General features: G+C 48.6%; 10 protein-coding genes. 4 read left to right on the forward strand and 6 right to left on the reverse strand.

What is annotated here, in order from left to right; genetic code table 11:
• Window positions 1-71: 71 nt before the first annotated feature.
• Window positions 72-1,574, reverse strand: coding sequence for a lysine--tRNA ligase (gene lysS / locus K0H59_RS16680; protein ID WP_011621622.1), 1,503 nt, complete (start codon window positions 1,572-1,574; stop codon window positions 72-74).
• A 29-nt stretch (window positions 1,575-1,603) separates the two neighbouring features.
• Window positions 1,604-2,702, reverse strand: a protein-coding gene (gene prfB, locus K0H59_RS16685; protein WP_161629216.1) for a peptide chain release factor 2 whose coding sequence is annotated in 2 segments (ribosomal slippage) — window positions 1,604-2,626 and window positions 2,628-2,702 — 1,098 coding nt in all. Because the reading frame shifts where the segments join, the coding sequence is not laid out codon by codon here.
• Window positions 2,703-3,229: 527 nt separating this feature from the next.
• Between prfB and fdhF the strand changes: the two genes are divergently transcribed.
• Window positions 3,230-7,528: a formate dehydrogenase subunit alpha gene (fdhF, locus tag K0H59_RS16690; RefSeq protein WP_220053756.1), complete on the forward strand. Its 4,299-nt coding sequence runs from the start codon at window positions 3,230-3,232 to the stop codon at window positions 7,526-7,528.
• 112 nt (window positions 7,529-7,640) lie between these two features.
• Here the strand turns inward: fdhF and K0H59_RS16695 are convergent, their stop codons facing one another.
• The 4 genes from K0H59_RS16695 to K0H59_RS16710 form a co-directional block, all read right to left on the reverse strand.
• The gene (locus K0H59_RS16695) at window positions 7,641-9,305 is read right to left on the reverse strand and encodes a methyl-accepting chemotaxis protein (protein WP_011718105.1); all 1,665 of its coding nucleotides are present in this window, start codon (window positions 9,303-9,305) and stop codon (window positions 7,641-7,643) included.
• Window positions 9,306-9,440: 135 nt separating this feature from the next.
• Window positions 9,441-10,592 carry a chromate efflux transporter gene (gene chrA / locus K0H59_RS16700; protein WP_220053757.1) on the reverse strand — a complete coding sequence of 384 codons (1,152 nt, stop codon included), beginning with the start codon at window positions 10,590-10,592 and terminating at the stop codon, window positions 9,441-9,443.
• 184 nt (window positions 10,593-10,776) lie between these two features.
• Entirely contained in the window at window positions 10,777-15,885 is a 5,109-nt protein-coding gene (locus K0H59_RS16705; protein WP_220053758.1) for a S8 family serine peptidase, read from the reverse strand.
• Window positions 15,886-16,374: 489 nt separating this feature from the next.
• Entirely contained in the window at window positions 16,375-21,489 is a 5,115-nt protein-coding gene (locus K0H59_RS16710; protein WP_220053759.1) for a S8 family serine peptidase, read from the reverse strand.
• A 293-nt stretch (window positions 21,490-21,782) separates the two neighbouring features.
• Between K0H59_RS16710 and K0H59_RS16715 the strand changes: the two genes are divergently transcribed.
• The 3 genes from K0H59_RS16715 to K0H59_RS16725 are packed head-to-tail and all read left to right on the forward strand — an operon-like array spanning window position 21,783 to window position 23,753.
• Window positions 21,783-22,625, forward strand: coding sequence for a MipA/OmpV family protein (locus tag K0H59_RS16715; protein ID WP_011718110.1), 843 nt, complete (start codon window positions 21,783-21,785; stop codon window positions 22,623-22,625).
• The gene (locus K0H59_RS16720) at window positions 22,615-23,034 is read left to right on the forward strand and encodes a DUF3019 domain-containing protein (RefSeq protein ID WP_011718111.1); all 420 of its coding nucleotides are present in this window, start codon (window positions 22,615-22,617) and stop codon (window positions 23,032-23,034) included. Before K0H59_RS16715 ends, K0H59_RS16720 begins: the two co-directional genes overlap by 11 nt.
• Entirely contained in the window at window positions 23,031-23,753 is a 723-nt protein-coding gene (locus K0H59_RS16725; protein ID WP_011718112.1) for a response regulator transcription factor, read from the forward strand. The genes K0H59_RS16720 and K0H59_RS16725 overlap by 4 nt, the downstream gene beginning before the upstream one ends.
• Window position 23,754: the final 1 nt, after the last annotated feature.

Below are 23,754 nucleotides of genomic sequence, written 5' to 3' on the forward strand. Positions count from 1 at the left end.
AGCCTAATGGCTGGTTTTTTATTGTTCGCTAAATGCTGGGGTTGGTGTTTAATCAACAACTCCAATCAGGCTTAGGCCTGTGGGCGCATCGCTGGGAACAGGATCACGTCACGGATAGTGTGAGTGTTAGTGAATAGCATCACTAAACGGTCGATACCGATACCTTGACCCGCTGTTGGTGGTAAACCGTGTTCCAGTGCAGTGATGTAGTCGGCATCGTAGAACATGGCTTCGTCGTCACCGGCGTCTTTCGCGTCAACCTGCGCTTTAAAGCGGCTGTCTTGGTCTTCAGCATCGTTTAACTCGCTGAAACCGTTAGCCACTTCACGGCCACCGATGAAGAATTCAAAACGGTCGGTGATGAAGTGATTGTCATCGTTACGACGTGCCAGTGGCGAAATGTCCGCTGGGTAGCCAGTGATGAAAGTCGGTTGCATTAACTGCCATTCAGCAGTTTCACCGAAGATTTCTTCTAATAGCTGACCACAGGTCCAGAACTTCTCGATCTTGATGCCTAGGCTGATCGCCAGTTCACGCATGAATTCAAGATCTTTCACTTGCTCGTAGGTCATGGCTTGAATAGTCGCGTTGTCAGGATTGTACTTCTGAATCGCTTCTAACATGCTCAGACGAGCGTATGGGCCACCGAAATCAACAGTGTGCTCGCCGTATGGCATTTGCGCGCTACCTAATAACTCAATCGCGATAGAGCTTAACAGCTCTTCGGTTAAGTCCATCAGATCTTTGTAGTCAGCATAGGCCATATAGAATTCCATCATAGTGAATTCTGGGTTATGGCGTGGCGACAGACCTTCGTTACGGAAGTTACGGTTGATTTCGAATACACGCTCAAAACCACCGACCACTAAACGCTTGAGGTATAACTCTGGCGCGATACGCAGGTACATTGGCATGTCCAGCGCATTGTGGTGAGTGATAAATGGACGGGCTGAAGCGCCGCCTGGGATCACGTGCATCATAGGGGTTTCAACTTCCATGAACTCTTTTTTGATCATGAAGTTACGGATAGCCGCAACCACTTTTGAACGCATGACGAAGGCTTGACGAGATTCTTCGTTAACGATTAAGTCCACATAACGTTGGCGATAACGGGTTTCTTGGTCGGTTAAGCCGTGGAATTTTTCTGGCAGAGGACGCAGTGCTTTAGTCAGCAGTTGGTACTCTTCCATGTTCACGTACAGATCGCCTTTACCAGACAAGTGCAACTGACCGGTTACGCCGATGATGTCACCGATATCCAGACCTTGGTAACGGTCTTTCAGATCCGCTTGAACGCCCTTTTCAGCGTAAGCTTGGATACGACCAGACACGTCTTGGATCACCAGGAATGGGCCACGTTTTGCCATGATACGGCCAGCGATGCTGGTTTTAAAACCTAAGGCTTCGAGTTCTTCCTTAGTGTTTTGACCGTATTTTTCCTGCAACTCAGCCGCTTTGTGGGTGCGACGGAAAGTATTAGGGTGAGCATTAGCGCTGCAGTTCGGGCGAATGCTTTCTAGCTTGGCACGACGCTCGGCAATCAGTTTGTTTTCATCTTGTACTTGTTCAGTCATCTTATTTCTCGTCTATACCTTTGAATTAATTACAGCCCTGATTTCAAACTGGCTTCGATAAACTTGTCCAGATCGCCATCGAGTACCGCTTGGGTATTGCGCGTCTCCACGCTAGTGCGTAAGTCTTTAATACGGGAATCATCCAATACATAAGAACGGATCTGGCTGCCCCAACCGATGTCAGACTTGGCATCTTCGGCGGCTTGCTTTTCCGCATTTTGCTTATGCATTTCTAATTCGAACAGTTTGGCTTTTAACTGCTTCATCGCCGAATCTTTGTTCTTGTGCTGTGAACGGTCGTTCTGGCACTGCACTACCGTGTTAGTCGGTAAGTGGGTAATACGTACCGCAGATTCGGTTCGGTTAACGTGCTGACCACCCGCACCCGAGGCGCGGTATACGTCGATACGTAAGTCAGCAGGATTGATATCGATGGTGATATCGTCATCAATCTCTGGGTAAACGAATACCGAGCAGAAAGAAGTATGGCGTCGGCCCGATGAGTCGAATGGCGATTTACGCACTAAACGGTGCACGCCCGTCTCGGTACGTAACCAACCGAAAGCATACTCACCGGTGAATTTAATGGTCGCGCCCTTAATGCCGGCGACGTCACCGTCGGTGACTTCCATCAGTTCAGGGCTGAATCCGTGGGCTTCGCCCCAACGCAGGTACATACGCAGTACCATGTTGGCCCAGTCTTGTGCCTCAGTACCGCCACTGCCCGATTGAATGTCTAAGTAACAATCGGAGGCATCATGTTGACCAGAGAACATACGGCGGAATTCGAGTTCGGCCAAACGGCTCTCTAAATAATCCAGCTCTTTGGTGGTTTCATTGAAGGTGTCTTCGTCTTCTTCTTCGATGGCAAGTTCTAGCAGACCTTCAACGTCTTCAAGACCTGCGTCCATATCATCGATAGTTTTGACAACGGCTTCGAGGCTTGCACGCTCTTTACCTAGGGCTTGAGCACGTTCTGGCTCGTTCCACACCTCAGAACTTTCAAGTTCACGGCTGACTTCTTCTAGACGCTCATGCTTAGCATCGTAGTCAAAGATACCCCCTAAGAAGCTGCGTACGCTCTGCAAGCTCCTTAATTTTGAATTTTACTGGATTAACTTCAAACATGGATTTTCAACTTCGCTTTATTTTTGCCGTTTCAATGGATTTTCCATCAAAGGAGGCGGCGATTAACAGTATTTGCAACCGCGCATTTTAACCTAACAACGGCTGTAAACCTAGGGCGTGTTGACACTTCAGGGCGATTTTATCAGCCTAAAAAGCACCGCTGGCGCTAGCAGATTAACAGACAAAGCCGAGTTAAGACTGTGATCCTACATGAAATAACCCGTTTAACGCCTCGATCAAACATAAATTTGAGCAAACAAAACAGTGATAATCACTAAAAACCTCAAAGGATTAAGCTAGATACAGATAAATCAAATATAAAAGACCAAGCAAATCACAACTTTCCACCAGCAAACCTTCATCAGCGCACAGTCTGCTACAGGTTTGTGATGACAACGGCAATTTAGCGTCAAACTTCCCCCGCCCATAAGCGTCTTCTAAAGCGCTCTAGTTATACTCAAACCCACCTTAAGCCTGCCGCTTTACGCCAATGCAGCAAGCACCCTACAAATATAAAAGGCCTTGGGATGATAGAACTTAACATCGACAATCACAGCGTCACGGCCGAGCCGAACGATAACCTATTACAGGCGGCCCGTAAGGCGGGCATAGCCATTCCGAGCCTGTGCGATCCAACGGACGCCACACGGCAATTGGGCACGGCTCCCCATGCCGATAAACAGGACTGCAACCTCTGCCTAGTGCAAATTGAAAACATCGATGCCAGCCTGCGCTGTGTTAAAGCCTGTGAAACGCCCGCCGAAGCGGGCTTAAAAGTCATCACCCAATCGGCATATTTGACCAAACAGCGCCAAGCCGCATTGAGCACGATTTTAAGTGACCACTTTGCCGATTGTGAGGCTCCCTGCCAGCAAGCCTGCCCCGCGGGCGTCGATGTGCAAAGTTACCTGTACCACATTACCCAAGGCGACCATACCCAAGCCATTAAAGTCATTAAAGACACCCTGCCGCTGCCGCTGTCGATTGGCCGAGTCTGCCCCGCGTTTTGCGAGAGCGAATGCCGCCGCGGCCTCGTTGATGACCCCATTGCCATTCGTCAACTTAAGCGCCACGCCGCCGATTTAGACTTGGCCGACGATGAACAAGGTGGCAGTTATCAACCACCACGCCTTGCAGACACAGGTAAGAAAATTGCCATTATTGGCGCGGGCCCAGCGGGCTTAAGCGCGGGTTATTACCTGTCAAACCAAGGGCATAATGTTGAGATATTTGAAGCCATGCCCAAGGCGGGTGGCTGGCTGCGCTACGGGATCCCCGAATACCGTTTACCTAAGGCGATTCTCGATAAAGAAATCGAGCTGCTGTGCCGTAATGGGTTAACCATTCATACCGATACTCGCCTCGGCCATGAAATTCACTTAGCCCAGCTGGTCGCCGATTTCGACGCTGTGTGCCTCGCCATCGGCGCCCAAAAAGCGGTACCGATGAACTACAAAGGCTCAGCGCTTGCGGGCTGTTACCTTGGGGTGGATTTTCTTAAGGACCATTGCCTCGACAAACAATTGAAGTTGGGAAAAAAAGTCGCCGTGATTGGCGGCGGCAACACCGCCATCGACTGCGCCCGCACCGCGGTGCGTGAAGGTTGCGATGTCACCTTAATCTACCGCCGTACCCGCGCCGAAATGCCCGCCGAAGCCTACGAAGTACACGAGGCCGAAGTCGAAGGCGTAAAATTTCATTTTTTAACCAATCCCATTGAAAATCATGGCGATGCCAATGGACAGGTAGAAGCTGTCACCTTCAGCAAAATGGCGCTCGGTGAAGCCGATACCTCGGGCAGACGCGCGCCAGTAGACACAGGAGAAACCTTTACCGAGGCCTTCGATACCGTTATCGCCGCCGTATCCCAAGCGCCGGATCTGAGTTTTATGCAGGATCCTATGGGGCAACTCAGCCAGGGTGAACTGGCGCTGAGCCGCTGGAACACGCTAATTGGTTGTGAGCAAACCATGTCATCGGGAGTCGAAAAACTGTTTGTGATGGGCGATGCCCGCCGTGGCCCCGCGACCGCCGTAGCCGCGATTGGCGATGGCCGCAAAGCGGCAATCGCTATTGATAAGATGCTAAAAATAGGCCTTAGCTGCGATTTACATGCCCATGAGTTTAACTCGGTCAAAACCATTCCCAGCGCCCTCATTCCAAGTACCCTTAAGCAAACCGAAACAAGCTCAAAAGCAGGGTCAACGCTTTATCCCCATACGCCGCGTCAGCCCCGCCTGAAGATGCCCGAACTCACGGCGCTGCAACGGCTGCTGAATTACAGTGAAGTTGAGCTAGGTTTTCCCGCCGATGCAGCCATGCAAGAGGCGGCACGTTGTCTCGAGTGCGCCTGTCAGGCCAATACCGACTGTAAGCTGAGGGATTACGCCACGGATTACGGTGTCGAGGCCAAAAGCTTAGCCACTGAAAATGCACGGCATTTCAGTGTGGATAAGAGTGCGCCCTTTATTCAATTCGATGCCAACCGCTGTATTAGCTGCGGTAAGTGCGTCGATGTGTGTCAGCAGCAGAGTGGCCACTGCGCGATTCAATTTGCGAATGACTCCTACCAAGCACTGCCACAGAGCATCAGTTCTACTGAAGAACGAAGAGCCCCCAGAGTCGGCTTTAGTGCAAGCATGGCCGATAGCCACTGCGTGCAATGTGGTAACTGTGTACAGGTTTGTCCGACGGGTGCACTGGTCGATGCCCGAGATAAACGCCAAGGCGATAGCACAGAGTTAAAAACCGCCTCGACGATTTGTACTTACTGCGGCGTGGGCTGTCGTCTAGATCTTAAAATCGACCCCAACGCCAATCGCATTCGCCATATCGAAGGCAATAAGGACTCGGTCGTTAACCAAGGCATGCTGTGCGTTAAGGGACGTTTTGGCTTCGATTTTATTCACAGCGACAAACGCCTCACTACGCCACTGATCCGTAAAAACGGCGAGCTACAACCGAGTAGCTGGCCCGAAGCCATCGCCTATGTGGCAAAACGCTTAACCGAGATAAAACAAAAAGATGGCAGCAATGCCCTCGCCAGTCTCGCCTCGGCCAAGGCCACCAACGAAGATAACTTTGTGCTGCAAAAGTTTGTCCGCAGCGTTCTTGGCACCAACAATATCGATCACTGCGCCCGCCTCTGCCATTCATCGACGGTAACAGGCTTGCAACAGAGTATTGGTAGCGGCGCCATGACTAATGATATTCCGAGCATTAAGGACTCGGACGTCATCTTTATTTTAGGTTCGGATACCACCTGCGCCCATCCGATTATCGCCTCAAAAATCCAGCAGGCGGTGATGCAGCACGGCGCGCGTTTACTGGTCGCCGATCCAAAGCGGGTTGGCATTGCCGAAAAGGCCGAGCTGTATGTTGCCCATAGGCCGGGCACGGATGTGATGCTACTCAACGCCATTATGGCGGAAATTATTCGCCACGATTGGCAGGATAAAGCCTATATTGCCGAGCGCACCGAAGGCATTGTGGCCCTCTATGCAGAGTTAGCCAAGGAGGATTACTCCCTCGAAAATGCAGCGCTTATCACGGGCGTAAAAGCCGAAGACATTGCCCGCCTCGCGCGGACCATAGGCACAGCCGAAAAGACCGCGGTTTACTACGCCATGGGCATCACTCAGCATACAACGGGGCACGATAACGTCACCGCCATCTCTAATTTACAGCTACTTTGCGGCAATATTGGTGTATCAGGCGCGGGCATTAACCCACTTCGCGGCCAGAGCAATGTCCAAGGTGCCTGCGATATGGGCGCCCTACCCAACTATTTTACCGGTTACCAAAAGGTCACGGATCTTCATGCCAGAATACGCTTCGAAAACCATTGGCAAACGCCGTTATCCGGGGAAATTGGCGTCACCGCAACCCATATGATGCACGATATTGCCAAGGGCAAAATTAAAGCCTTGTATGTGATGGGCGAGAATCCCGTACTGAGCGACCCCGACCAAGCCCATGTGCTTAATGCATTGAGCCAAATCGAGTTTCTGGTGGTGCAGGATATCTTTTTAACCGAGACGGCCGAGCTTGCCCATGTGGTCTTGCCCGCCGCCGCATTTGTGGAAAAACGCGGTCACTTTACCAATACCGAGCGTCGTGTACAGCGGCTCGAGCAGGCACTCGCCTCACCGGGTGAAGCCTTGCCCGATTGGCAGATAGTGCAAGCCGTCGCTAACGCCATGGGCGCATGCTGGGACTATGCCAACGAAGAGGCCATCTGGCGCGAAATCAACGAACTTACTCCGCAGTATCGCGGCATTCGTTGGGACAGATTAAGTGCCAATGCAGAGGGTCAAATCTCCCAAGGGATTCAATGGCCCTGTCCAGATGAAACCCATCCAGGAACACCGATTATGCACCAGAGCCAATTCACTCGAGGCTTAGGCTTATTTACGCCTGTCAGTTATCGCCTTCCCGCCGAGATGCCCTGCAACGAGTATCCGCTAACGCTCTCAACGGGGCGGCTGTTGGAGCAGTTCCACACGGGCACACTCACCCGTAAAACACCAGGACTGGATTTACTCGGCGCGCCTAAGGTGATGATTTCGGTTTATGATGCGGAGCAACTGGGGATAAACAATGGCGATAAACTTCGCCTCACTACCCGTCGCGGAGAGATTGAGATCGATGCCTTTGTGACTAAACGCGCCCAAGCGGGTGTGCTGTTCCTGCCATTCCATTTTGTGGAGGCCGCAGCGAATAAACTCACCATCAATGCCTTAGATCCTGTGGCTTATATTCCCGAATATAAGGTCTGTGCGGTCAGGGCGGAAAAGGTGACAGCAAACGAGAGTGAACCAGCTTAAGGCTTACGCAGCTAGCCCCGCAAGGGATAGACCCATCGCTGGATATAAAAAACGGGAGACAATGTCTCCCGTTTTTATTCGCGAATTTAATTAACTTGTTTAAGTAGATGAGTTAAATCTTAAACTGCCCCACCAATTTACCGAGGTTAATCCCTTCCTGAGACACGGTTTGACTCACCTTGGCCGCATCTTCACTGGAATGCAGTAGCTCGTTAACGATCTCTTGGATGGCATAAACGTTACGGTTGATTTCCTCGGTCACAGAGCTTTGCTCGGTCGCCGCTGTCGCAATTTGAGTACTCATATCATTAATCGCGGTCACCGCCGATGTCACAGAGCCTAAGCTCTCGGAAATAGCGCGGGAAGAATCCACCGAGCGCACGCAGCTCTGCTGGCTCTCGTCCATGGTTTTAACTGCGACCGAGACTAACTTATGCAGCTCAGAGAGCATTTCGTTGATTTCTAAGGTACTTGCCTGAGTACGGCTGGCAAGATTACGCACTTCATCGGCCACTACGGCAAAGCCTCGCCCTTGCTCACCGGCGCGAGCCGCTTCAATCGCCGCGTTAAGGGCCAGCAGGTTAGTTTGCTCGGCAATACCGCCAATCACAGACAACACACTGTTAATCTTTTGCGATTGCTCACTTAAGGATTTAATACTGCCCGCAGCATTATTGATTTGCGACATAAGTCCGGCAATCTCTTCGAGCGAGGCATCGACACAGCGCTGGGCATTGGCCACATCACCCGTCGCAGCTTGAGTCGCCTCGGCCACTTGGGTGGTATTTTGTGCCACTTCACTCGCGGTGGACGACATCTCGGTAATGGCCGTCACCACTTGGTCTGTCTCGTTATTGTGGCTCAGCAGCTGGCTCGACATCACTTTGGTTTGGTCGTGAATCGCATTGGCGGCGGATTTCACCTTAGCCGTGGCGTTTGCCACATCGCCGATAATGGTTTGCAGCTTATCGACGAACAAGTTAAAGGCTTGACCTAACTGAGCAATTTCATCCTCGCCCTTCACGCTTAAGCGTTTGGTTAAGTCACCTTCACCCTTAGCGATATCATTCAGACTGTCCGCCATATTCTTAATCGGCACCACCATACGATGGGCGGCGACCATGATGATAAAGGCCGTGATCCCCGTCAGCACTAAGGCAATTAATAAGATCATGAAGGACTTATCGGCCATTTGTTCGGTCACGGTTTGGCGGTAATCCTCGACTACGGCTTCGATATCGTCGATATAAGCCCCTGTACCTAGCATCCAGTCAGTACCTGGAACCATCATCACATAGCTAATCTTCTCGATTTGCTCGTTAGTATTGGGTTTTTGATAGTAATAGGAAAAATTACCGTCGCCACGTTTGGCCGCATCCAGCAAACCAACGATGATCTTAGTACCGCGAGGGTCGGTCATATCGATTTTGTTTTGCCCTTCAAGATTAGGCATTAAGGCGTGGAAAATGTTTTTGCCTTGGGAATCATAAATAAAAAAATAACCCGCGCTGCCAAAACGAATATCACGCAGAGCTTGGTTCACATTGCCTTGGTCTTTCAATGACAGTTGATATTGCACAATCCCTGCAGCAATTTCGGTCGCTTCTTTGATTTGTTGTTTACGTTCGCCCACCAATTTAGTTCTAAAGGTCACCACTTCTTCCGCGAGAGATTCCTGCTCGACGTAGTAAGAAACGGTCATCAGCACTAATAAGGTCAAGATTAGGGGGAACAAAGACAACAGCAGTAGTTTATTACGCAGGCTTAAATTCGACATGCTTGCTTACTCCAGGGTGATCGAGCTTATATTTTTTTATATTTTTGAAGTATAGCCAAAACAGTGCAACATCTTTGCGTTTAACTTAACAAATATCGTATTAATTTCAGGCGCCAACTTTAGGAAGTCATTCGCTTAACCAAGTAATATCAATCCGATACCACACAGGCTAAAGCCTAAAACCAATAGCAGCATCTGCGGTTTGAAGAGCTTTAGCGCACCAAAACCGAGCAAGACTATGGCCATATCTACACCAGATAACACCCCTTGAGTAAACACGGGTTGGTATAGCGCCGCCGCAAGTAATCCCACCACACAGGCGTTGACACCGGCAAGCATGCCGGCAATCTTGGGTCTGGCGGCAATTGCATGCCAACTCTTTAAGCCCACCAGCATCAATAAAAATCCCGGCAAGAAGATAGCTAGAGTTGCGATAGCCGCGCCGACAAAGGGATTCTCAAGTATCATTTCGGCGCCAAGGAAGGTCGCAAAGGTGAACATAGGCCCAGGCACGGCTTGGGCAAAGGCATAGCCAGTGAGGAAGCGATCGCTACTCAGAGAATCGCCGACCGCAGTCTCAAGCAACGGCAGCACCACATGACCGCCACCGAAGACTAAGCTGCCAGCGCGATAAAACTCACCAAAGCTCCCAGCTTCAACACCAAGTTCTAAAGCAAAAAAGCTCCCCACAAACAAGGCGATAAATATGCCTAAGCTCAGGTAGTTCAAACGAATGGGTTCAGGTTTTTGAGACTCACTCTCGGTTGCACTCAAGAATGATAAGCCTAAAACCGCGGCAAGGATTAACAACGCAATTTGGGTCCACAAGAATGGGAAAATCAGTATGCTAGCGGCGCTGCCAAGCATCAATAAGCGCGCGGTTTTGCGTTGGCAAAACTGGCTGAACATCGCCAGCACAGCGTCCGCAACCACGACCACAGCCAACAGCTTTAAGCCATGGACTATGCCCTGCATATAATCGTTACCTAACCAAGCAGCTGTGGTTACGGCCAGCAGATACATCAATACAAAGGAAGGTAAGGTAAATCCGGCAAAGGCGGCTATGGCGCCGAGCAGTCCCCCCCTATGGTAACCAATGGCAAAACCGACCTGACTCGAGCCGGGTCCCGGCATAAATTGGCTTAAAGCCACTAAGCTGGCATAGCGTTTATCATCGAGCCAACCGAGTTCGTTGACAAAGGTTTGTCGAAAATAGCCGATATGCGCCGCAGGTCCGCCAAAACTCATCAGCCCAAGGGTTAAAAAACGTAAGAATATCTGCAGCATATGCTTTGCCTTTCGATGCATAAAGTAAGCGAGATTATGCCATTAAAAAGACAATTTGATGAAAAGGAAATACTGTTACAGCGAAAGAGATCTACGCCATAGAAACAAAAAAGCCGGCAAAATCCATTTGCCGGCATCCTAAATTCAGGATAAATATCAATTGACTAGGAAGTTAACCCCATGATTAGTGAGTTTTTCTTCTTCTGCTCAATGCCCCGAGAGCCAGTAGCATAGATAAACCACCTAAAGCACCACCACTATCCTTATTGGTGTCTGGGTCAGGAGTCACAGGTGGCGTAGTCGGTTCAACACCATCGGATTCAACGGTCAGCATAAAGCTAGTGCTCGCTGCATCTGTTAGGTTTTCCACATCACTCACAGTCACTGTAATTTCTACATCGCCGTGGAAGTTAGCTTCTGGTGTAATCGTGATACTTGAACCTGAAGTGTCGCCATTCACCACAGCGCTGATGTGCTCACCCGTTACGGTGATCTTGTTTACGCTGTTTTGCTCGTCGGCATAAATGACTTTCAAGCCTTCTAAGCGAGTGTTTTCAGCAATCGTTTGGTTAGCAATGCGAGCCACAGTGATGTTACTTGGTACTGTGACTGTGCGTGACATGCTGATGTTCGCCATACCATCAATCTGACTGACCGCATCCACAGTTAAGGCTTTACCTGGTGCATTTGTAGTGACTTTAGTCCAAGCCGTCACTTCAAATTGAGATGACTCAGGGCCAACGTAGTCGTAACACACTACTAAACCGTTGTGGATCTTATCCTTAAGACCATTCCAAGCGTATTGCTCACCTTTGTAACCGCCCGCAGGGCCTAGTCTAGAGACAGCACCTTTGAAGCCCTGTAGACCGATAGAACCGCGATCATTTTGGCTACCATAGTCGATATTATCGTAGGCCATGATCAGTTCGTATTCACCGTCGCCAAAGCGAGTGTTAACGTTGAACAGCAGCTCGAAGTCGAATCTATCGTCACGCTCTTCCCACTGCCAAACAGCTTGAGAATCTCGATCCAACTGCTTGTAAGAACGCGCATTATCGTACTCAATAATACCCCAGCCTGAAGAGGTACTACCCATGGTGATACCAGCAATTTCACTGCTGGTCAGCACTAAAGGCACACTCAGTAGATCTTGAACGGTTCCCCTATAGTCGTATCCACGCCACAACACACCAATACTTGCCCATGGAGCATTGTTATACGGAAAGACATCATGCCAAGGGAAGAATATCTTCTCACTCTCATAGAGGTTGATAATACCCGTACCCAAAATTTGCAGACTATTGTTATTCCAAATGTTCATGGTTTCTGCGTTGTTATACAGGTGATAACCCGTATATTCCCCACCAAACAAGGTGCTGATTGGCAATTTCACACCTGTTTGATAGTTGATCATATTATTGCTACCAGTTGTTGCCTTACCGGTTGCAGGATTAATGACTGTAGGCTGGAAACCACTCATTGTTGGATAAATACCGAACTCTTCTAAGTCTACGTAACCACCTGGGTTGCTGTTACCAAAGTTTGGCGTACGGCATAGTGGATCAGTTTCGTTAGTCGTGATCTTGTAGTGAGCGTAGTCACCTAAAGTATTAGGCTGAACACCGCTGATGGTCAGCTTTTTACCTTCAAGCTTAATATCTTTAACAATCGCACTTGAAGAGCTATACACATCTTCCGCTTTCAGGCTTAGCCCTTCTGGAATGGTAGCTTCGATACTAAATGCACGATCTGCACCAGACTCGTTCGCTTGAACTTGGAAAGTAAATGGTAATTGTTGACCAATTAACGCCTTAGTCTGGGTAGTGTCTAAATTCACATCATCCACACCACGGTTCAGTTTAAAGGCCACCTTACCAATGTTACCCGCGTTAACAGCAGAAGTACCAAAGTCAACTAAGGAGTAATACACATCACCCGCAGCCATCTCTGGGATATTCCAGTTTACGTTGATATCTACAGCATCAGTGCCATTGCTGGCAGGGACTTCAACGCCCATATTACTGGCAACTTGGTCACTCACTACCGTTGCGGCATATTGGAAGGTTTCCATTACGCCTGCGTTATAGTTATTAGAAGAACTGCCTTTTCTTGGGTTATAGAAAATAGCCCAATAGGTGCCTTCATCTGGCTCATTAATATTACAGAAGTTGTTATATACACCGTCGTTAGACACGCATAGAGTTTCTTCTAATGGGTCGGCGAGACCGTTACCGTTATAGTCCTTACCTACGTAAATAAGGATATTACCCTTATCCCATTCGCCATTAAATGGAGAATCTACCCCACCTAAAGTTTCAACAATCAGACGACGGCTACCCGCTGGCACATCGATCATTTCAACATGGGTCGCTTCGTCTACGCGCTTTGTGATATCTGCGCTAGGATCCGGATTGAGATTCCATGGGTAGGTGTTTTCATCATCCTTTGGCAGAGTTGCGGTTTTCACTTCTGCTTTTACAGGCTCGAAAATACGACCATGAATGCTATCACCTTCAGGTAAATTAATACCTTTAATCACTGCACTGGCGTTATTGCGATGTGCCGTAGTTTGCAGGCTAGATGGCATATCATTGTTGTCGTACTTAAAGACGATTGGCCAATGGGCTTCTGACGCATTATTGCTAATTTCAGTGAAGATTAAGTTTGAGTGCAGCTCAACCTCAGCATTACTGAACGGATCTTGGGTATCCATGATTGACGCTTCAACCACGATATCCATGGTTTCACCGGCCTTCAGCGTAAACTCGCTTGGATAAGCCTTGATGGTAACCCCATTTTGCACAGCTTGACTCTGTGAATCCATGTGCCAGTTGATCACATCACCGTTAGTCACGCTCCAAGTGCCATCTTTCGTTGCACGAATGGTACGGATCCATTGACACTTAGGCTTACATTCAAAGCTCACTAACTGTGGAATGTTTAGCTTATGTACTACACCGCCATTGTTAGGATCGGCCGCTTTGAAGTTATCAATGGTTTCATCCATCACAAAGCCAGCATTAACGGCATTTTTCACGTTAATACGGCCAGTACCGGCGCGGTAGGTTGAAGCAAGTTCAACATCACCTGTTGCAGCGTTCAGACGGCGGTATTGAACTTTATTTTCCGCTGTCATCGCCAGAGCAGATTGCACTTCTGTTGCAGTCCAATCCTTATTCGCTTGACGGAGCAATGCCAAAGCACCTGCCACGTGTGGCGACGCCATAGAAGTACCACTGATCATAGCAAAGTCGCTTGATGGAGAAGTGGTATCAAACGGATGCTCGTCGGCATAGGCGGCAAAAATATCCACACCAGGGGCTGCGACCGCAGGGATCAAGGCTTCTGGCGTCGAAGTACTTGGGCCGCGTGATGAGAATGCCGCTAACCAATCGGCTTTTTCAGGGTTGAGATTACGCTCGATTTCAGTCTCGGTGATCGTCAGGGTATGGCCCGTGCCTTTGTTCAACCAGCCATATAGACCGCTGCCGCTGGACGTACCCCAGTTTTCTTGGGTGATATGAATTGAAGGCACTGAGTAAGATACCGCAGGAACAATCGCTTCACCCGCTGCGTAGTTGTACAGAATCATACCGTCTGCACCACCAGCTTTCACGTTGTCGGCTTTCACGCTACGGGCAATACCTGTGGTGCTTTTTGTGTCGTTACGACGACAGGCCACAATCACATCGACAGGATTGCCATCGGCATCAGTCAAGTCGAAAGTGCCTGCAGGGAATGGGTTAGCACAGTATTCGTCACTGTAGTTTCTTGCCATTACCACACGGCCAGTCACCGATTCTTTGTTGATCACGCCGCCGCTGATTTCACTCCACGTTGGAGTGGTTAAACCACCAACAGGGTCAACCAGTTTAGTGGTGATATCAATTACGCGATCATGGGTCGTTGCCGCAACATTCAATAACCACGGAGAAGCGTGGTCAATTGCGCCGAAGTATTCGGCTGCACCACCATATTGACCAGAGTTACCCGCCGCAACGGCAACAGAGATACCGGCTTCACGGGCAGCAAGGAAGGCCAGCTCAACATCGCTCGCCCAAGGATTCGACTCTTGACCACCGATAGAGAAGTTGATGACGTCCACGCCATCTTTAATGGCATCTTCAATTCCCGCTACTAGCGCTTCGCCAGGACAGCCTGCACCTATATGGTTGTCTGGGTAACAAACTTGGTAAGAAACAATGTTCGCGTGTGGTGCAACACCACTAATGCTTGGGAATAACCCCGCTTTGATCACTCGACCATCGGAGGCTTCGGTGTCACTAACACCAGCAAGATAATCAACGTTTAACAGTACGTTACCGGCAGCAGTAGAAGCTACGTGTGAACCGTGACCTTGATAATCCTCACCCACTGCAGGACGGGTTACACCGAAATTACCGTTGGTAAAGTTATCAGTGATCACAGGATATGAACGCACACCAATCAACTTATCGTTACACAGGGTTTCGAAACCCACTTTGGTACAGTCACCAACGTAGTTTCCAGCGCCCCAAGGGTTGTCATGTTTGTAACCATCTTCACCGATTGCCGCGAATGATCTGTGATCCGTGTTAATACCGGTATCGATAATCCCCATAATAACGCCTTCACCTTTGTAAGGCAGGCCGTCTGGGGTTGCAGTTCCAGTCCAAATCTTATCAGCCTGAATCAGCTGAGGGCCAGCATCTGACTGTAATTCATAGGTTTTTGACAGGCGAACGGAGGCAACATTAGGAAGGTCAGCAACACGCTGTGCTTCTTCCTGTGTCATGGCAATAGAGAAACCGTTTACTGCGTTGGTAAACTGTTGACGCGCCTGACGCGCACCTACATGTGACTGAATATCAGCCAGCACTTGCTTTTGATTAGATAACAATTGCGCACGGTATTTTTGTACTGCGCGGTTTGCAGGCTGACCATCAACATATAATTTTGAGGCTTTTGCCGTTCTTGCTGAAGCGTTATCAGTGCCTAAAAGCTCAGCACTTACCTGCGCCAAAGGTTTTTGGTTTAATCGAACGATATAGACCTGTTCACCAGTCAAACCTTCCTCATACTGAAACTTGTTCGCTTGAGGATTGATTTGGATATTGACACCCACACCTTGCTCACCCACTTGCGCTTTGGCTTGCTCGGCATTTAATTGGTTGATCTGGTCAGATGTTAACTGCAAACCTTTAATTTTTTGTACTTGGTTCTTATGTACATCGCCAATGCTTGCAGCAGCCTGCATAGCACCAGCACCATAAAGGGCGGCAGCAACAGTGTAAGTTATTAACTTCAGCTTCACTTTGCTTCTCCGTTATTGTTGTAGTTGGTCATTTATCACACGACCTAACTGCCTGGTGGCGCCCTAATCTAAACACCAACGAATTAAAACACTCAGCACTTTGACGTAACATTTTGTACACAAAAAACAAGGCTAAATAGGAAACTTTTGGCAAACAAACAATAGTGACTCAGTATTTATCTTTGAAAAACATCAAATAAAAACAAAACATATCGATTACAAACGAAGAATTAGAGAATCACACTAAGCCAAAATTTTAGACATTGTTTTAATTGTTATTTTTTGTATCAAAAACAATGAAGTAATGAGATATATCAGGATGGTAAGCAGAGAGAAGAAACCGAAATACAACAAACCAGAGTAGGTATGGATTGAACCATCACACTGTCGTTTCGAATAGAATCACAAAACAAAAAAGCCGGCAAAATCCATTTGCCGGCATCCTAAATTCAGGATAAATATCAATTGACTAGGAAGTCAAACCCATGATTAGTGAGTTTTTCTTCTGATCAATGCCCCGAGAGCCAGTAGCATAGATAAACCACCTAATGCACCACCGCTGCTTTCTTCAGACGGTGTTTCTGGTGTTGTCGGTGTTACAGGCGCAGTCGGTTCAACACCATCGGATTCAACGGTCAGCATAAAGCTGGTGCTCGCTGCATCGGTTGGGTTTTCCACATCACTCACAGTCACTGTGACTTCTACGTCGCCGTGGAAGTTAGCTTCTGGTGTAATAGTGATGCTTGAACCTGAAGTGTTGCCATTCACTACAGCGCTGATGTGCTCACCCGTTACGGTGATCTTGTTCACGCTGTTTTGCTCGTCGGCAAACACAACCTTCAGACCTTCTAAGCTCGTGTTTTCCGCGATAGTTTGGTCGGCAATCGCACCAATGCTGATGTTAGATGGCACAGTTACACTGTGGCTCATATTGATATCAGCCATACCATCGACTTGGCTAACCGCATCAACCGTCAACACTTGGCCAGCTGCGGTGTTTTTAACTGTCGTCCAAGCCGTCACTTCAAATTGTGATGACTCTGGGCCAACGTAGTCGTAACAAATCACGAGACCATTGCTGACTTTGTCCTTCAGGTTATCGAAGGCGTATTGCTCACCGAGGTATTTCTGCAGTGGGCCATAGGCATATAGACCGCCTTGGAAGCCTTGCAGACCGATAGAACCACGACCATCTTGTGAACCAAAGTTGATATTGTCGTAGGCCATCATCATCTCGTACTCACCGTCACCGAAGCGGGTGTTCACGTTGAAGATAAGCTCGAAGTCGAATCTATCGTCCTTCTCTTCCCACTGGTAAACACGGTTTGCATCGTATCCTAATGGCTTGTAAGAACGAGCATTATCGTATTCCAAGATACCCCAACCGGTTTGAGTACTCGCGATAGAGATACCCGCACGTTCAGTTGATGTATTAACCAATGGCGCACTCAGAATATCTTGAGTCGCACCGGCACCTAGGCCAAATCCACGCCACAACATACCGATAGCAGCGTATGGGAAGCTGTTGTACGGGAAGATGTCATGGTACGGATAGAAGAATGGCTGCCCTTGGAATAGGGACACAATACCGTGGCCACGAATATCCAGTGAGTTTTGTTTATAGATGTTGATTTGGTCTTGGTTGTTATACAGGTGGAAACGATCATAAGTACCACCAAACACAGTGCTAATCGGTAAGGTAATACCGTTGCGATATAGGATGTTATTATCCTTACCGCTCAACGCTTTACCATTAGAACCATACTCAACTGGCGCAAAACCACTGAAGATGGGGTAGATAGCAAACTCTTCTAAGTTTACATAACCGCCCGGTTTCTTGTTACCAAAGTTTGGCGTACGGCACATAGCGTCATCAATGTTAGTGGTGACGTTGTAACGTGGCTCAAGATCGCGGGTATCGGGTTGAATACCACTGATAGTCAGCTTGCCATTTTCCAGTTTCACATCCTTAACGATGGCGCTCGAAGAAGTCAGTACATCTTCAGGGCGCAGGCTTAATCCAGCCGGAATGTTCGCAACTATGCTAAATGCACGGTCAACACCGGTATCGTTAGGTTGTACCTCGAAGGTAAATGGAATCTGGTCACCCGCTACCGCCGCCGTTTGGGTGGCGTCTAAGTGCACATCATCGATGCCGCGCTCGAGTTTAAAGGCGACTTTACCAATGTTACCCGCGTTCACCTCTGAGGTTCCAAAGTCCAGTAACGAGTAATACACGTCACCTTCTTTCATCTCTGGCATATCCCAATTGACTTTAATATCAACAGGATCGCGACCATTGCTCGCAGGTACTTCAACACTCATATCGCTGGCAACTTGGTCCATTACAACTGTCGTCGCATATTGGAAGGTTTCTTCCAGTGCATTGTGATAGTTGTTCGCCGCTGAGCCTTTTCTTGGGTTGTAGAACAACGCCCAATACTGACCTTCTTCTGGTTGGTTAATGTTACAGAAGTTGTTGTATTGGATGTGGTTAGACACGCAAAGCAACTCTTCGAAAGGATCGGCCTTACCGTTACCGTTATAGTCCTTACCGACGTAAACGATCAGGTTACCTTTATCTAAAGTCGCGCTGAGATCTGACTGAGTCGTACCGAAGGATTCAACGATTAAACGGCGCGCATTCGCTGGTACATCAATCAGTTCCACATGGGTGGCTTCGTCAATACGCAGATCCATCGGGATCGTTAAATCGGTATTGCTTGCCCAAGGGAAGTTACCATCGTCATCCTTTGGCAGCACCACGGTTTTCACATCTGCTTTCACTGGACTGAAAATACGGCCATGGATGTTGTCGCCCTCAGGTAAATCGATACCTTTGATCACAGCATTGGCATCATTACGATGAGCCACTGCGCTTAAACGTCCTGGCATGCCGTTTTTGTCGTATTTAAAGACCACAGGCCAGTGCGCCTCTGAGGCTTTGCCGCTCGCTTCGGTGAAGATCAGGTTTGAATGCAGCTCAACTTCGGCGTTACTAAACCAATCTTGGGTATCCATGATTGATGCTTCAACCACGATATCCATGGTCTCGCCCGCCGCTAAGGTAAACTCGCTTGGTGACACCTTAATAGACACACCGTTTTGGACTAACTGTGAACGTGAATCCACGCTCCAGTTGATCACATCACCGTTAGTGACACTCCAAGTACCGTCTTTAGTCGCCTTAATGGTACGGATCCATTGACACTTAGGCTTACATTCGAAGTTCACTAATTGTGGGATGTTCAGCTTATGAACAGCGCCACCATTGTGTGGATCCGCCGCTTTAAAGCGCTCTACGGTTTCATCCATCACAAAGCCCGCATTCACCGCATTGGCCACGTTGATGCGGCCAGTACCCGCACGGTAAGTTGAGGCTAAAGCCACATCACCATTCTTGTCATCCAAGCGATAGTATTGCACTTTGTTTTCAGCCGTCATCGCCAATGCCGATTGGATTTCAGTCGCGCTCCAGCTTGGCTGAGCTTGGCGTAACAAGGCCATCGAACCCGCCACATGCGGCGATGCCATTGAAGTCCCGCTTAAGAAGGCAAAGTCACCCGATGCAGGTGAACCACTAAATGGATGTTCATCGGCAAAGGCCGCATAGATGTTCACGCCAGGCGCCGCAACCGCAGGGATTAAAGCTTCAGGCGTCGATGGGCTTGGGCCACGAGAGGAGAATGCCGCTAACCAATCTGCACGCTCTGGGTCGATAGTGCGTTCGATGGTCGTGCCAGAAATGGTCAGCATGTGGTAGTTACCTTTTGCCAGCCAATCACTTAAGCCATAACCCGCCATGCCGTTATCATAACGACCGTCCCATTCTTCCTTAGTAATATGGATACTTGGGATAGAGTAAGAAGCCGTAGGCACAAGCGCATCGCCGTTCGCATAGTTATACATGATCATGCCATCGGCGCCGCCCGCTTTGATGTTGTCCGCCTTCACGGAACGCGCAATACCAGCGGTGTCTGATAAGCTGTTACGCTTGCAAACCACAATCACGTCGGTTGGATTACCGTCGCCATCTTTCAGGTCGAAGGTACCGGCAGGGAAAGGTTTAGCACAGTATTCATCACCAAAGGTTTTAGCGTTAACCACCATACCCGTGACTGGTGCCGCGTTGATCGCGCCGCCGACAATTTCGCTCCATTTTGGCGTTTCGCTGCCGCCCATAGGGTCAATCAGCTTAGTCGTGATTTCAACTTCACGAGCGTGGGTGCTGGCCGCTACGTTCATTAACCAAGGTGATGCGTGGTCAATCAGACCAAAATATTCTTTATAACCCGCTGGTTGGCCTGAGTTACCCGCCGCCACTGCGACAGAAATACCGGCTTCGCGAGCAGATAAGAAGGCTAATTCCACATCATCTACCCAAGGGTTTGAATCTTGGCCACCGATGGAGAAGTTGATGACATCAACGCCATCGTTAATCGCATCTTCAATACCGGCAATCAGCGCCTCACCTGGACAACCTGCATTCAGCTGGTTATCCGGATGACACACTTGGTAAGCGACGATGTTCGCATGGGGAGCAACACCACTCATGCGTGGGAACAGATTCGGTTTAATTACAGCGCCATCGGAAACGGCTTTGCCACCTTCTGGGCTAACATAATCGACATCCAGCAGCACGTTACCCGCTGCGGTAGAAGCAACGTGTGAACCGTGGCCTTGATAGTCTTCACCCACGGCAGGGCGAGTCGCACCATAAACACCGCTGGTAAAGTTATCGGTAATAACTGGGTATGAGCGAACGCCAATTAACTTGTCGTTACACATGGTTTCGAAACCGCTCTTGGTACAGTCACCTACGTAGTTACCGGCACCCCAAGGGTTGCTGTGCTTATAGCCATCTTCACCGACAGCGGCAAATGAGCGGTGATCTGAGTTAATCCCGGTATCGACGATACCAACAATAATCCCCTCACCTTTGTAAGGCACGGCCTCTGTCGCTTCACCCGACCAAATCTTATCGGCTTGGATAAGCTCAGGGCCCGCATCCGAGAATAGCTCATAGTTTTTCGAGCGACGTACCGAAGATACATTGGCTAATTGAGACACACGCTGCGCCTCTTCCTGTGTCATCGCCATCGAGAAACCGTTCACCGCATTGGTAAATTGTTGGCGAACTTGGCGCGCACCGACGGTCGATTGAATATCGGCAATCACTTGTCTTTGACTATCGAGTAAACGGCTACGGTAGTTCTTTACTGCACTACTTGCGGGTTGTCCGGCAACGAATAATTTTTGGCTTGACGATTTCGCAACGGTTTTGCTGGCGTTGCTGCTAGCAAACAATTCCGTACTCACTTGTGCCAGTGGTTTTTGGTTTAAGCGAACGATGTAGATCTGCTCACCGGTCAAACCTTCCTCATATTCGAATTTGTTAGCTTGAGGTGTAATTTGAAGGTTGAGTCCAACCCCTTGTGCCGAATCATCGATCTCGGCTTGGGGGGCATTTAACTTTGCAATTTGTTCTGGTGTTAACTGCAAACCTTTAAGTTGATGTACATCGCCTATGCTAGCAGCAGCCTGCATAGCACCAGCACCATAAAGGGCGGCAGCAATAGTACAAGTTAGTATTTTAAGCTTCACTTTGCTTTCTCCATTATTGTTATCGCAAGCCGTTTATCACGGACAAGCTGCCTAGCGGCCAACCATCTAAGCATTCAAGCAGGAGAAAACAGCAACACTTTTACGTAGCATTTTGTACAATTTATTAACACAACAAAAACACACTGATTACACAAAAGCTTACCGACAAAGATGTAGCATTTTGTAGCACAATGAATAATTATGCTTAAATTCTGTGAACAAAATGATAGGCTGAGGCTCGTCTTAATGCGGTTTAGCAATGCATTTAAACAACATTGGGGATTATCTAAGAAGTGACAGTTAACGTCAGAAAACAATGTTTACCACTCGTACTACTACTGAGTTGGTGCACCACACTGCAAGCTAAAGAAATTGAAACAGTTTCCGCCGGAGACTGGCAGATTTCCCTTGCCGCAGGTTATGGCGCACTCGAAAACCCAAGGGCAAAAGTTGAAAATATCAACACTTGGATACTGCCCACTTGGTATTACTACGGTAAGAACTTTTATGTCGAAAACTTCACCTTAGGTTACAGCCTGTACGAGTCAGAAAGCTTTATTGTCGACCTACAGACACGTTTTAATGAGGACGGTTTTTTCTACGAATTCGATGGACTGAATAAACTATTACTGAGTGATATTTTAGGTTATACCCCAGTGAAGCAGCCCATCAATCCTAAAGTCGTCAAATTCGAGGAAATTGAACGCAATCTTTCCTACCTAGGTGGACTCAATGCCACTTGGGTGACGCCCTATCTCGATATCAGCCTAGGTTACTTCCACGATATTACCGGCGTTCACCAAGGTAACGAGATCCAGCTTAGACTCAAACGCAGTCAGGCGTTTTCATGGGGGGCGCTCGGCTTTGAGATTGGGGCAATTCGCAAGAGTGAAAACCTCGTCGGCTACTACTATCAGCTCACTAAAGAGGAAGAAGGCCCGCTGCGAACCAAATATCAACCCTCAGCCGCCATCAATTACCATGCCCGCAGCGTGGTCAATGTGCCCATTTTCGACAGCGTTAATTTTGTGGCTATACTCGAATATACTTGGTTAGGACAAGAAATCACTGACAGCGTATTGATAGATAAAGCTGGCTATGTTTCTGGATTTGTTGGAATTAGCTATGACTTCTAAGGCATACCATTCCAATTCGCTGTGGCTCACCTACTGCACCTATTGCAGCTTAATGATTGCTTGTTTCGTCAGCCTATCTTGCCTCGCCGACGAACTGAGGATCACGCCAAATACCTGTGCAGTGACACTAGAAAAGCCCGACTGCCACTTAGACTTACTCATTGAATATCAATCGGATATTCCGCAATCACTCTGTGTATGGCTCACGACAGAAACCGTTGCTATCGCCTGCTTTCAAGATCGGCTCGATTTTAAATACCAAATACAACTGACCTTAGCGAAAGATACCTTGTTCGAACTCAGGGATCCCAAAAACAATAGCTTAGTGACCACAGCATTAGTCAAAGTCGCTAAGTTTGAACCCGCCAACCCCAGAAGACGTCGTGGACTGAACTGGAACTTATTATGACAAGCGCGCCAATGCCTGAACCCTTATCGCAAATCCTGTTAATTGAAGACGACCAACCTCTAGCCGAACTGGTCTGCACTTATTTAACCCAAGAAGGTTACAAGCTTATCCATTTAGATAATGCCGAAGACGCGCTGATCCGCCGGGATACCGATGAGTTTGACCTGATCATTTGCGATGTCATGCTGCCAGGGCAAGATGGTTTTAGTATTTACCCACAGTTAGCGGCGAGTTATCCCTGCCCGATTATCTTCCTGACGGCGCTCGATAATCATGCCGACCAAATTCGGGGATTAAATCTTGGCGCCTGCGATTACTTGCTCAAACCCGTAGTGCCGCCTTTACTGCTGGCGCGGATTAAGGCCAACCTGCGCAAACAGCAATCCAGCAGTAGCCGCAGTAAACTTAAGTTACACGACCTATTTTTAGACCCCAACCTACAGCAAGTGAATCTGGGTGATGAAGCCTTATCTTTTACCACTAAGGAGTTTTCACTGCTGTGGATCTTCGCCCTGCACGCCGGCAAAGTGCTGTCGCGAGAGTTTTTGTTCGAGCAACTCGTGGGCCGCGAATATGATGGTTTAGACAGGGCTATCGACTTAAAAATCAGCCGCCTGCGTAAACGTTTAGATGAGCTGAATGTACCGGGACTGGCCATAACGACTATTCATGGGAAAGGTTATTTATTCAATTACTTGCCAACCCAAGGTCGGACCTAAT

Origin of the sequence: Shewanella sp. FJAT-51649, from assembly GCF_019457435.1 — a bacterium.
GTDB lineage: Bacteria > Pseudomonadota > Gammaproteobacteria > Enterobacterales > Shewanellaceae > Shewanella > Shewanella mangrovisoli.